The sequence below is a fragment of the Bdellovibrio sp. NC01 genome (assembly GCF_006874625.1).
In the GTDB taxonomy this organism is placed as follows: Bacteria; Bdellovibrionota; Bdellovibrionia; order Bdellovibrionales; family Bdellovibrionaceae; genus Bdellovibrio.
On sequence record NZ_CP030034.1, the window covers coordinates 3,940,742 to 3,954,407 of the forward strand.

A 13,666-nucleotide genomic window follows, 5' to 3' on the forward strand; every position below is an offset into this window, starting at 1 on the left:
CGAAAAAACCCCGGGGGTTGCCCAGGGTTTTTCTTTAAGTTCGAATTTTCGAAATTAATTATAGGAGGCTTTTTTCTACTGCTGTGAATAGTGGGCCAGATACGAAGCCCATCAACACGATTGCTACTGCCATCACGACAACTGCAACTGTTGTTGCGTTCAATGAACGAGGAGCGATTTCTGCTTCGCCTTCTTTCATGTACATAACGACGATTGGGCGTAGGTAGTAGTAAAGACCGATCACAGAGCTGATCATACCCCAGATAGCCAACCACAAAAGACCTTCACCGATAGCTGCATTGAACATGTAGAACTTACCGAAGAAACCTAAAGTTGGTGGGATACCCGCAAGCGACAACAAGAACACAGTCATGCACAAAGCAAGCATTGGTCTATTTTTCGCGAAACCCGCAAGATCGTCGATGTTAACGATATGGCTTTCAGATTTTTCCATCATACCAGCAATCGCAAACGCACCTAAAGTCATCAATGCGTAGCTTAGAAGATAGAAGATCACACCAGAAGCACCGAACGCACCGTTTTCACTGACACCCGCAGTGATCACACCGATCAACAAGTAACCAGAGTGAGCAACTGAAGAGTAAGCGATCATACGTTTCAAGTTGTTTTGCAAAATCGCAGCTGTGTTACCAACGATCATTGTAATAACAGCCAACCATTGAAGGATGTCGAACAAGTGATCTGAACCAACCAAAGATTTCGTTGCAATGATACGCAAGAACGCTGCGAACGAAACAGCCTTAACCGCAGTCGCCATGAAGGCAGAGTGCGGAGTTGGCGAACCTTGGTAAACATCAGGAGTCCAAGCATGGAATGGAGCGATTGAAACCTTGAAGCAGAAGCCCAAGATCACGAACGCGATACCGAACAAGAACAAACGAGAAGTTTGCACAAGCTCTGCCGCATTTTCCATGAAGCTCAAGATGTTTGTGCCACCAGTTGAACCAAAGATGAAAGCAACACCGTACAAGAACACTGCTGAAGCGAATGAACCTAGTACGAAGTATTTCAAAGCAGCTTCTTTAGAAAGCTTTTCTTCGTGTGACATCGCGATCATTAGATACAATGCCAAAGACATCATCTCTAGACCGATGAACACCATCAACAAGTCTACTGCTGCAACAAGGATCAACATCCCTACTGCCGAAGACATCGCCAAGAAAATCAATTCAGAGAATTGTTTGCCTGTTGTCGCTGGATTTTCGTACATCATGATCATTGAAGCGCCCGCTGCAAGCAAAGCGATCACGCTGATCCATTGAGTAACGCCGTCAAAGATCAAACCGTTGTTGAAAGCTGTTTTACCAGCGCCACCAAACACAGCAAGAAGTGCGATCGCGATCACGATACCAAGCAAACCTTGAGTCAAAGTGACGATCGGGTTTTGCTCGCGGTTACCACGAAGAACTTTTACTGTTAGTGGGATCAAGCTTGCCAAGAACAATGCGATCATTGGCGAAACAAGAAGGATATCACTTAGTCCAATTGTCATATTCATTAGTTACCCCCTTGTGCTGCTTGAGTCGTTGTCGTTTCAGCAGAACCAGGTGTTGCAATAGTCAGGTTATAGTTGTTCTTGTTATTCACAAGGAAGTCGATACTTGCTTTTGAATAGTTCAAGAAATTGTTCGGGAAAAGACCCATCCAGAACACCATGATAACCATCGGAACAAGAACTACGATCTCGCGCGCATTCAAGTCATGAAGAGGATGGTGCTCGTCTTTAACAAGCTCCCCTTGTGGACCGAAGAATACACGTTTGAACATCCAAAGCATGTAAACCGCACCAAGAACAACGCCAGTGACAGCGAAGTAAGCGAATGCAGGTTGCGCTTTGAAAGTACCAAGCAAGATCATGAACTCACCTACGAAACCGTTCGTCATTGGAACCGCGATCGAAGAAAGAGTTACGATAAAGAAGAAGATCGTGAAGATCGGAAGTACGCCAGCCAAGCCACCGTATTTAGAAATTTCACGAGAATGAGTTCTTTCGTAGATCATACCGATCAAGATGAACAGAGCACCTGTAGAGATACCGTGATTCAACATTTGGTACAAACCACCCGTCATGCCGTAAGCATTGAACGCGAACAAACCAACCAAGATGTAACCCATGTGCGACACTGAAGAGTACGCCACAAGTTTTTTCACATCCGGTTGAACCATCGCTACCAACGCTCCGTAGATGATACCTACAGTACCGATCAACATGAACAACCATGCCCAGTACTCAGAAGCTTCAGGGAACAATGGGATCACCCAGCGCATGAAACCGTAAGTACCCATCTTCAACATAACACCGGCAAGAATAACTGAACCAGGAGTTGGTGCTTCAACGTGGGCGTCAGGCAACCAAGTATGAACCGGGAATGCCGGAACTTTGATCGCGAATGCTAAAGAGAACGCGAAGAACAACAATGTTTGAAGGCTGAAGAAAGTTCCGCCAACAAATGGGATCTTCAATTTATAGAAATCAAGCAAGTTTGCTGACATGTGACCAGTAGCTTCTTGAGTTAGGTACATCATATAGATGATCGCAACAAGCATCATCACAGAGCCCGCGAACGTGAAGATGAACAACTTAACAGTTGCATAAATTCTGCGTGCGCCACCCCAGATACCTACCATGAAGTACATCGGAACAAGTGCAAGTTCCCAGAACACATAGAAGAATACAGCGTCCATCGCCAAGAAAGTTCCAAGCATCGCAGTTTGCAAGATGAACATGCAAACGTGGAAGCCTTTTACTTTTTCAGAGATCGATGTCCAGCTAGCTAGGATAATGATCGGAGTAAGGAACGTCGTTAACATCACCAACCACAAAGAGATACCGTCGATCCCCATGAAGTATTGAATGCCGAAGCGTTCGATCCACATAAACTTCTCTACCATTTGCAAGCTTGCAGAACTTGAATCGAACTGCTGCAAAACAACTAGCGAAAGAAGGAATTCAATCACTGACAAACCAAGAGCCAGGTGGCGAAGCGTTTTAGCATTCGGCCACACAGCTACGATCAGTGCGAACAAAAGAGGTAGAAAAACAATTGAACTCAGGATCATACCGTTACCTCATGATCACAAAGGAAAGTACGACAACTACACCGATACCGATGTACATCGCATATTGCTGTAAATTTCCAGTTTGAAGAGAGCGAGCCAAAGAACCCATTCCCTTCACCAAATCACCCGCCCAGTAAGTGCACTTGTCGATGAAGTTAACATCAACGTAGTACCAAAGATTCTTACTGCCGTTTACTAAAGGATTAATGATTCCGCCGAAGTAAGCTTCGTCCACGAAATATTTGTTATAAACCAAGTTGTAAACAGGCTTGATGCTTTCTGCGAATTTCTTCGGAGCTTCTGGTTTCTTCACATAGAAAGTGTAAGCAACAAAAGCAGAGATCAAAGCCAAACCAACTGAAGTACCCATCAAAGCCCATTCAGTTGAAGCTTCCATGTGGTGCATGTTCGGAACTTCTTTAATCAACGGGTGCAACCAGTGTTCCCAAACGTTCGGGATTTCACCAAGGTGTTCACCGATCACGTGAGGAATACCAATCCAACCGCCAATCACCGACAAGATCGCAAGCACGATCAACGGGATCGTCATCAATGCTGGAGATTCATGAGGATGAACATCTGAAGGAACGCGTGATTTACCCCAGAAAGTAAGAGCCATCAAACGAGTCATATAGAACGCTGTCAAAGTCGCGCCCAATGCACCCGCTGCCCACAACCATGGAGAACCCAATGGTGAGTGGAAAGCCATCGCCAAGATTTCGTCCTTAGAGAAGAAGCCTGCGAATGGCGGCATACCGATGATCGCCAACCAACCCAAAAAGAAAGTGATGTGCGTGATCGGCATATATTTTTTCAAAGCACCCATCTTACGAATATCTTGTTCTTCGTGCATCGCATGGATCACAGAACCAGAACCCAAGAACATCAAGGCTTTGAAGAATGCGTGAGTCATCAAGTGGAACATCGCTGCGCCAAATGCACCCACACCGCAAGCAAGGAACATGTAACCAAGTTGTGATACCGTCGAGTAAGCCAAAACTTTTTTGATATCCCATTGAGTCATACCGATAGTCGCTGCAAGAACCGCAGTTGCTGCACCGATGATCGCGATAACCATCATTGTATTAGGAGCCATGATGAACAACGGATTCAAACGAACGATCATGTACACACCCGCAGTAACCATCGTCGCCGCATGGATCAACGCTGATACTGGAGTTGGACCGGCCATCGCATCTGGAAGCCAAACGTACAATGGAATCTGTGCAGATTTACCAGTGGCACCGATGAACAAGAACATTGTTCCCAAAGTCACAGCACCCAACCAAGAAGCTTCTGCAGTCGTTGGCGCCAAAGCGTTCAACTCGTGGAAGTTCAAAGTGCCGAATGTCATGAATAGGATGAACATACCAAGCAAGAAAGCGGCGTCACCAACACGATTCGTGATGAATGCTTTCATGCCTGCTGCGGCTTTTTCTGAATCCGTGAACCAGAAACCGATTAGCAAGTAAGAGCAAAGACCAACGCCTTCCCAACCTACGAACATCACAAGCAAGCTATCACCAAGAACTAGCAACAACATGTTGAAGATGAACAGATTCAAGTACGCGAAGTATTTCGCAACACCTTTATCATGGTGCATGTATCCGATCGAGAACAAGTGGATCAAAGTACCAACGCCCGTGATGATAAGAATCATGATCGCGCTGATTTGATCGACTACGAAACCGGCGTTGATTTTAAATTTATCAACCGCCATCCACTCAAAGAAGCTCACCGCTATACGACGAGCGTCTTCAGGCATTCCGATAAGATCTACAACCAAAAGGATTGAAGAGATGAAAGAGATCGCAACAGCCAAAGTCGCGATTGTACCAGCAACATTGCCGGAGTGTTTTTTGTATCTAGCGCCGTTGATTAGGAAACCAACAAGCGGGCTCAGAATAACAATGGCCATCAAGATTGAATGATTCATTGATCCTTACCCTTTCAAATGTTCGAAGAAGCGAATATTCACTTCGTTGAAACGTTTAAAGATAGAAACTGCAAGGGCAAGACCCACAGCCGCTTCTGCTGCAGCGATTGTCATTACAAAGAACACCATGATGTGACCTTCAAGATGGCCAAGATATTTACTGAAAGCCACGAATGTAAGGTTCACAGAGTTCAACATAAGCTCAATCGACATCAATAGAACGATCACGTTACGACGAACAAGTACGCCCGCCATGCCGATCACGAAAAGAATCGCTGCCAAAACCAAGTAGTGTGTAAGGCCGATTTCGTTGATGAAATTAGTGTTCATGAGTTCCGCCTTTACTGCGAGAAAGAGCTACCGCGCCCACTGCGATTACTAGAAGTAAAACGCCAAGAGCTTCAAAACCGAAAAGATATTTTGTGAAGAGGATTTGACCTAGAGCTTTTGTCGTCTCCATGCCTGTTCCAACCATCACTGGATTGTCAGTTGTTTTTTCAGTCAACAAACCAACAGACATTGCGATCGCACCAACGATCAAACCTGCTAGTAAACCAACAGAACCGATTTTCAAAACGCCGCTTAATTTGCCGCGAGTGAAAGCCTGAACGTCATGTTTCAAGTCGAACAACATGATAACCATCGTGAATAGAACCATCACGGCGCCGGCGTAAACGATCAACTGAACACCCGCAATAAAGTAAGCGTTCAACGTTACGAACAAAGCCGAGATACCAACCATCGTCATCGCCAAGCACAAAGCCGAATAAATCGGATTGCTCAACAAGATCACACTCAGGCCTGAAACCAGAGTTACGACTGCTAAAAACCAAAATAGAAAAGAATCTGCTGTCACGTTCGTCTCCTTACAATGACGCGATGTAAATCACGAAAGCTGTTACGATCGTGTTACCCAAAGCCCATGGCAACATCGTCTTCCAACCCAAATCCATCAACTGATCGTAACGGAAGCGAGGAAGAGTCCAACGTACCCAAATGAAAATCCACAAGAACGCAAAGAACTTCACGTTGAACACCAAGAAGTGGATCAAAGCAGTCAATGCACTTGCCCAGTTCGGAGTCGACGTTACCGTCATTGCCCATTGGTGAACTTGTTCAGGAGAGATGTAAGGGATGCTGTAACCACCGAAGAAGAAGATGATCATCAAGCCCGCAGACACCATCATGTGACCGTACTCACCGATGAAGAACATGTTGAATTTGAAGCCGCCGTACTCAGTATGGAAACCGGCAACTAGCTCTGCTTCACCCTCTGCCAAGTCGAATGGCAAACGGTTTGATTCCGCGAATGTTGAAGTGAAGAACAACAATGCTCCAAGAGGCTGGAAGAAGATACCCCAGTTTGGAAGCCAGTTCGCCGCCACTGAATAACCCATGAAGTTAAAGTGCAAGCCACCTTGTTGCATGCCGATCATTTCAGACAAATTGAAAGTTCCGTACATCATGATCACGCCAACGATTGAAAGGCCCAAAGCCAATTCGTAAGAAATCGTTTGCGCCGAAGCACGAAGGGCACCCATCAAAGAGTACTTATTTCCTGAACCCCAACCCGCCATCAACAATGTGTAAGCAGCAAGTGAAGAAACACCCAAGATGAACACGATACCGATACCGATGTCGTAACCTTGAACTAGGAAAGTGTAAGGACCCCAAGTTTGACCGAACAATTCAAACGTTCCAACTGTGAACGGAGTCGACATTGGAATCGCTGCGAATGCCACGGCACCAGGAATCAAAGCGAAGATCGGAGCTGCGTAGTACAACAATGGTTTTGCTGTATCTGGAACGAAAGCTTCCTTCGTCAAGAATTTCACCGCATCGGCCAACAACTGCATTAAACCCAAAGGTCCAACACGATTCGGTCCCAAACGATTTTGGATGAAAGCAGAACCACGACGCTCAACCCATACAAGGATTGGCACGAGTTGTACGATCATCAAAAAGATAATAACGAGCTTCAGCCCGTTAACAATAATTTCGAATGCGTCTCTACCCATGTTCATTGATTAATCCCATTCCAATGCTTTTGATTTTACTTCCCAGAACAAGCCGAAGATGAATACGGCCAAGAAGAAGATCATTGATCCAAATACCACAGCACCTTGACCGGAAGCGATGAACTCACGGAATGAAGTTGCCCATGGATACATGAAAATGATCTCGATATCGAAGAGGATGAAAAGGATCGCAGTTAGATAGAACTTAACTGAAACTTTCGTATCCTTTTTGTCGAGCGCTGGAATACCGCACTCATACGGTTCATACTTGATCGGATGATAGTGTACTTTTCCACCGGTTTTGATCGATAACCAGACAAGAAAGCTTCCAAAAAGCGCAATAAAAATGACGATGAAAATGACTCCACCGAGTGGCACGTAACCCTCCAAAGTTGTCGTTATTATTTGGATTTCAATTAGTTATATATGTGTCGTCTGTGAAAACCAAGAAATTAGAATAGAAACAAGGCGATAAGCATGGCAAGATAAGCCCACAAAATGAAAGCAGAAATGACTCATACAAGGCTCGAGTCGATTCTCGAAAGAGCCTTCGAAACATCACGCGGAAAAATTCAAGTCACGGGAGCCTCGTCACCGCTCGCGCTCGCTTTCTTTTTGTCTCAGACTTACTCTAAAAAAATCAACAGCTTGCCGCACTTAGTTGTAGTCGGCAGTCACGAAGAAGCACTTGAACTTCAGCAGCTCATTGAGTTCTTTGACCCACTTCGTCAGAGCACAATTCTGTCTGCTTTCGACGTTTCGGCTTACTCCGGACTTTATCCAAACTCGCAAAGTGTTTCGGATCGTTTAAATTTTTTGGCGAAAGCGCAGAACGCGAAAGCCGGAGAAATCTTCATATCTTCTTCTGACGCGTTGATGCAAAAAACTTTGCCGCCGAAAATTTTGAAAGAATTTACTCGCGTTTTGAAGTCGGGCGATGAGCTTCCGGAAGATATCGCGGGTTATTTGAACTCGCTGGGTTACGTCTCGGCACCGATGGTTGAAGACAAAGGCCAATATGCTTTGCGTGGTGGTATCGTTGATATCTTTCCACCAACCGAAAAAATGCCAGTGCGTTTGGATTTGTTCGGCGATCAGGTCGAAACGATTCGCCACTTCAGTGTTGAAGATCAAAGAAGTGCCGACGAAATTCAGTCCTTCACTTTATGTCCTGCGCGCGAAGTTTTATTCCGCGATGAAGTTCACGAAAAACTTTTGCAGCGAGTGCGCGCAAATATTGATTCGCGTCCTGTTGAAAAAGCCGAAGCTGAAGAAACACTACGCTCTTTAGTTTTAAAAAATGCTTTTCCTGGAATTGAATTTCTTATTCCGTATTTTTATGGCGAGTTGGTTTCACCACTTGCGCACTTCCCGTCTGCTTTAAATGTGTTTTTCTTAGATCCGATTGAAATCGCACGTTGTGCTGATGAATTCATGGCTGATCTTAAAGCAGACTTCGCAACCAGCGAAGCCCATGTCATTCGTCCGCTCATGGACGAGTTATATGTGGGCTTTGATAAAATTGACTATCCTCAAGGTTCGCGCCAATTGTATTTCTCGTCTTTAGAATATCTCGAGGGCGAAGAATCTGCCGACGCGAATGTAGAATACAAAACGGCTTTAACCACAGACTTCACGAATTTAAGTAGATCTAATGCAGTTGGCTCTGAAGAGTGGTTGCGTGCCGCTACTAATAAGCTTCATCGTTGGCGCGACGAAGGTTATCGCATCTTTGTTGGGACTAAAAATCAGTCGCACATTGATCGTCTTGCCTTGATTTTCGAAAAACTTGAACTGAAAGCTGTGCGCACTCGCGATGACGAATACAAATGGGATTCGTGGTTGCAAGAGCAAGATGGCGACAAACACCTCGTCCATATTATTCCACGCTATCTTGCTGACAGTCTTCGCCTTGACGAAGAAATGGTTATTTTCCTTCGTGATGAAGATTTCTATGGCAAGAAGACTCGCTCGCGTGAATCTTCGGGTGCACAGGATTTCCAAAAACAAGCGAAGCGTCTTGCATTCGGTGATTTAAAACCTGGCGATCTGGTTGTGCACGTGAAACACGGTATCGGTGTTTACGAAGGCCTTAAGATCATGAACATCGGCGGAGTTGACTCTGAATACATTCAGGTCGGCTACAAAGATAAAGATAAATTATATCTGCCCGTCTATCGTGTCGGTCAGTTGCAGAAATTCTCGGGCGCAGGTGCAACTTCAGTTTTAGATAAACTGGGTGGCACGGCTTGGGAAAAAACGAAAGCCAAAGTTAAATCACACGTTCGTGATATCGCTGCCGACTTGTTGGCCCTTTACGCAAAACGCGCAGAAATGCATCGCCCGCCATTCCATTTCAAAGAAGAAGAAATCGCTTTATTTGAAAATGGTTTTCCTTATGAGGAAACCGACGATCAGTTACGCGCCATCGGTGATATCTCTCGCGATTTAACTTCGACCAAACCGATGGATCGTTTGGTGTGTGGTGACGTGGGCTTTGGTAAAACCGAAGTGGCAATGCGTGCGGCGTTCTTTGCGATTCAAGCACGTAAACAAGTGGCCGTGCTTGCGCCGACGACCGTATTAACATTCCAGCACTTTGAAACATTTAAAAAACGTTTTGAAGGATGGCCCGTTGATATTCGAGTTTTGAATCGTTTCGTTACGCCGGCAGAAACTAAAAAGACTATTCAAGATTTGAAAGATGGAAAAGTCGATCTTGTGGTGGGCACTCATAAGCTTTTGGGTTCATCAATTGCCTATAAAGACTTAGGTCTTTTGATTATCGACGAAGAACAAAAATTCGGCGTCACTCATAAAGAGAAAATTAAAAAGATCCGCACCAGTGTCGACACGCTGACATTGTCAGCGACACCGATTCCACGCACATTAAATATGGCATTGGTTGGGATTCGCGATTTAAGTTTAATCAATACCGCACCCGTCGATCGTTTGCCGACTCGTACGTTCGTGACGAAATTTGATCAAGAAACAATTCGCAAGGCCATCAGTGCAGAAATTTCGCGCGGCGGTCAGGTTTATTTCATTCATAACCGTATCGAATCTATTTACGGCTTAGCAGATGAAATCAGACAAATCGTTCCTGAAGCACGTATTCGTGTAGCCCATGGACAAATGGAAGAACACGAACTTGAAAAAGCGATGCTTGCCTTCTTTCATCATGAAATTGACGTTCTAATTTGTACGGCGATCGTTGAATCGGGCATGGACGTGCCACGCGCAAATACGATGTTCATCGATTCAGCGCACATGTTTGGTTTATCACAGCTCTATCAATTGCGCGGCCGTGTGGGTCGCAGTAAGACGCGTGCGTATTGTTACTTGATGATGCCGCGTGATCGTAAGTTGGATAAAGAACAACAAGAACGTTTGAAGATCATTCAAGAAAACACAGCACTGGGCAGCGGTATTAAAATCGCGCAGTACGATTTAGAATTGCGTGGCTCTGGAAATATTTTAGGTGAAGAGCAATCCGGTCACGTCAACACTGTCGGTTATGAACTGTACATGGATCTTTTGAATGAAGCTTTGGCCGAAGCAAAAGGTGAATCTGTTGAAGACATGGAGCTTGATCCAGAAATCAATTTGAAAATCCCTGCTTTGATTCCGGATGCTTACATCAAAGATATTCGTATTCGTTTAGGTTACTACAAAGCCTTGGCAGAGATCAGCTCGCAAGACGATCTAGATCGGATTGAAGAAGAACTGCGCGATCAGTTCGGTCCAATCCCAGATCAAACAGTGAACTTGATGGGTCTGATGCTGATCCGTCGTCAATGTAAAGAGCTTGGCGTGCGTGACGTCAGCGCCGGAGTCAAATCCGTGTCATTGATCTTCACAGAAAAAACAAAACTAAAACCAGAAGTGGTGATCCAACTCGCAGTCAGAGAATCCAAAAAATACTCTCTAACTCCAGACAACCGCCTGAACATCAAACTCAGCACAATAAGCTGGTCAGCAGTCTACGAAGAACTAGAACAACTCCTAAGACTCATCTAGGGGTGCCTGCCATTCTTTCCGCAAAAGTGCCTGGCACTTTTTTGGGCCCATGGTGCGTTATTCCGTTTCACGGATTTGCGGTGGATTAGAATTCGAATTTGATGCCGGCGCCGAATAAGAAATCGGTTTCGGTATTTACGTCGGCTTCGTCACCGGTCTTTGCGTATTGAGTGGCGTAGACGTCGATGTATGTGTTTTGTAAACCGTAATTGAACGTCGCTTGTTTTGCGGTTTCGTAGTCGATCCAATCAAGCTGCAATAACAAACCAACCGTGTAGTTATAGCCGATGCCTGTTGTCTCGCTTTTTGAATCTGTGCCGTTGGAATCTTTTGTGGCCATTTGCCAAGCGTTGATACCGATGTAGGGCGCCACATAAGGCTCTGGCAAAATCGCATCAGCAATAAATTTTAAGCCCGCACCGTATTTCGTAACATCTAACGAGTGATCCGCATTTCCTTTAATCGAGCCACTTCCGAAATCAGCACCCAACGCGAATGAACCTAAAGAGAAATTATATTTATAGTCCAAGCTCAGATGAATAAATGGAATGGCATCAGAGCCATATGAATCTGAATAAGTCGCTCCATCAATCGCTGAAAAAAAGTTTTTTAAAACCAAACCCTCGTAGTCTACGCCAAACATGAATCCATGAGTCCCGCGGCGTTCACGATAAGGAGCCAGAACATCTTGTGCAATTCTGACCTCGACAAGAGACTGGTCTTCATTTGTTGCGGCGATAGAGAAAGATCCACATACGAATGTGATAAGCAATGTGAAGAGAATGTTCAGACTTTGGTGCAATTTCATTTTAGTTGCTCAAATCTTGCCTGTTTTGCTTTACGCCCGATGATAATCTAAATTTTATATGAACAAGTATATCAGGGAAATTTCTCGGATTTTTAGCATTAGTACACTGATTTGTATTTTTCCCGCCCTTGTTCTAGCCCAAGCTAAATCGCTCGATCAAATCATCGACGGTAAAATCCAAAAAATGACCTTGGAAGAAAAAGTCGGCCAGCTCTTCATCGTCGGTTTTCCACAAACGAAGATGGAGCCCGAACTTTCCGATTTCATCACGAAATACAAACCTGGTTCATTCCTTTTATTCAAACGCAACGTTCAAAACCTAGCGCAAATTAAAGCGTTGAATGCTGAACTCTATCAAGCGGTTTACAAAAGCACGAAGCTTCCACCACTGATTGCAATCGATCAAGAAGGCGGAGCCGTTTCGCGTTTACCAATTCAGCCGGCGCAACCCAATGCTCTTGCTATTGGACAAACTCAGTCGCCACTTCTTGCGGAAGAGATGGGTTATCAAACTGGCTTATTCTTACGCGAAGTGGGTTTCAACATGAATCTTGCGCCGGTGCTAGATGTTGCTGATCCATTTTCATTAAGCTTTATTGGAGTAAGATCTTTCGGTTCAGATCCGACGCTAGTTAAAGACATCGGTGTCGCTTACTCAAAAGGCCTCATGCGTTCACGTGTGATCCCGACAGCAAAACACTTTCCCGGCACGGGTAATCTGCGCGCCGATCCGCACTCTACAATCGTGCGCAATACCGCTAGCATTTCTGAATTAAAGAAAAAAGATCTTGTCCCCTTCGAAGGATATTCTTCATTGGGTTCGAACATCGCAGTGATGCTTTCCCATTCTATTTATCCCGCATTAGATAAATCCAAAGAACCTGCAAGCTTTTCCCCGAAGATATCCACAGAGCTGTTGCGCGAAGATTTGAAATACAAAGGCCTTGTGGTCACTGATGATTTGCAGATGAAAGGTTCAAAGCAATTGCTTCGCCCCGAAATCGCGGCATTAAAAGCGATTAAAGCTGGTGCCGATATCGTGATGTTAACTTGGTCTTTCGCTGATCAAGAAAAAGCAATTCGCCTTGTTCGTCAGTCTGTACATACCGGAGAAGTTTCCGAAGCAGAGCTGAATGCAAAACTTCACCGCATTCTGACAGTGAAAGCTTTTGCGAATGTTTATAAAAAAGATCCTTCGCAGCCTCTAGTGGTAAATGCCGGAAGTTTAAGTTCAAAAAAATATGCAGAGCTTGATGAAGAAATCCTAAGTTCGAATATTAAGACAAGTCTTATTCCCAAGGTGTTACCAACAAAGTCCGCAGCCAAAGCGAAACCTCGCCTACCCGCTTCGGTTCAACGTGCGTGTGTGATGTCGCCATCACAAGATTTTCTGCAAAGTTTTAAGTCGGCAACAGCTTTAAAAGTCTTAAGCTATCGCATAGCCAACGATTCCGATTCAACAGAGATCATGCAATGGTCAGAAGGCCGCTGCCCAGTTATGGTCATGGCCATCACGGGTGCTAAAACGGCGAAGCTTCTACGCTCTTTGCCTAAGGATATAAAAGGCAAAATGATCGTGGTAAATCTATCATCACCAGGACTCATTCCGCGCGAAAGACCATATCGCAAAGTTATTCAATTGTATTTTAATCACAAGGACTCTGGAAAAAAGGTCGCTGAACACTTGAACGAGATTCTTAATAATCATTCCGCTCAAGTGGTTCGTTCGAACAACAACAATATCGCTACGTTTTAATCGATACAAAAATATCTATTTGATTTTACAAATTAAATACCGCCATC

10 protein-coding genes are annotated in these 13,666 nt (G+C 44.7%); 2 read left to right on the top strand and 8 right to left on the bottom strand.

The genetic code is table 11. The features are described from left to right. Positions 1 to 58 precede the first annotated feature (58 nt). The 7 genes from DOE51_RS18930 to DOE51_RS18960 are packed head-to-tail and all read right to left on the bottom strand — an operon-like array spanning position 59 to position 7,413. Positions 59 to 1,519: an NADH-quinone oxidoreductase subunit N gene (locus DOE51_RS18930; RefSeq protein WP_142698080.1), complete on the bottom strand. Its 1,461-nt coding sequence runs from the start codon at positions 1,517 to 1,519 to the stop codon at positions 59 to 61. Beyond that, positions 1,519 to 3,081, bottom strand: coding sequence for a NuoM family protein (locus DOE51_RS18935; protein WP_142698081.1), 1,563 nt, complete (start codon positions 3,079 to 3,081; stop codon positions 1,519 to 1,521). The genes DOE51_RS18930 and DOE51_RS18935 overlap by 1 nt, the downstream gene beginning before the upstream one ends. Positions 3,082 to 3,085: 4 nt before the next feature. Further along, positions 3,086 to 5,017 (bottom strand): NADH-quinone oxidoreductase subunit L, encoded by a 1,932-nt coding sequence (gene nuoL / locus DOE51_RS18940; protein WP_142698082.1) that lies wholly within the window; start codon positions 5,015 to 5,017, stop codon positions 3,086 to 3,088. Between the two features lie 6 nt (positions 5,018 to 5,023). Next, a complete protein-coding gene (gene nuoK, locus DOE51_RS18945) occupies positions 5,024 to 5,347 on the bottom strand; it encodes an NADH-quinone oxidoreductase subunit NuoK (protein ID WP_142698083.1) in 324 nt (107 codons plus the stop codon). Beyond that, a complete protein-coding gene (locus DOE51_RS18950; protein ID WP_142698084.1) occupies positions 5,337 to 5,873 on the bottom strand; it encodes an NADH-quinone oxidoreductase subunit J in 537 nt (178 codons plus the stop codon). Before DOE51_RS18950 ends, nuoK begins: the two co-directional genes overlap by 11 nt. Before the next feature lie 10 nt (positions 5,874 to 5,883). Then, positions 5,884 to 7,035: a complex I subunit 1 family protein gene (locus DOE51_RS18955; RefSeq protein WP_246845195.1), complete on the bottom strand. Its 1,152-nt coding sequence runs from the start codon at positions 7,033 to 7,035 to the stop codon at positions 5,884 to 5,886. 9 nt (positions 7,036 to 7,044) lie between these two features. After that, the gene (locus tag DOE51_RS18960; protein ID WP_210415548.1) at positions 7,045 to 7,413 is read right to left on the bottom strand and encodes an NADH-quinone oxidoreductase subunit A; all 369 of its coding nucleotides are present in this window, start codon (positions 7,411 to 7,413) and stop codon (positions 7,045 to 7,047) included. A gap of 120 nt (positions 7,414 to 7,533) precedes the next feature. On the opposite strand from DOE51_RS18960, the gene mfd reads away from it, so the two are divergent. Beyond that, positions 7,534 to 11,055 carry a transcription-repair coupling factor gene (gene mfd, locus DOE51_RS18965; protein WP_142698087.1) on the top strand — a complete coding sequence of 1,174 codons (3,522 nt, stop codon included), beginning with the start codon at positions 7,534 to 7,536 and terminating at the stop codon, positions 11,053 to 11,055. A gap of 85 nt (positions 11,056 to 11,140) precedes the next feature. On the opposite strand, the gene DOE51_RS18970 is transcribed toward mfd, so the two are convergent. Further along, entirely contained in the window at positions 11,141 to 11,863 is a 723-nt protein-coding gene (locus DOE51_RS18970; protein WP_142698088.1) for a hypothetical protein, read from the bottom strand. Positions 11,864 to 11,921: 58 nt separating this feature from the next. Here DOE51_RS18970 and DOE51_RS18975 point away from each other — a divergent pair, with 58 nt between their 5' ends. Beyond that, a complete protein-coding gene (locus DOE51_RS18975) occupies positions 11,922 to 13,619 on the top strand; it encodes a glycoside hydrolase family 3 protein (RefSeq protein ID WP_142698089.1) in 1,698 nt (565 codons plus the stop codon). The last annotated feature ends 47 nt before the right edge of the window (positions 13,620 to 13,666 follow it).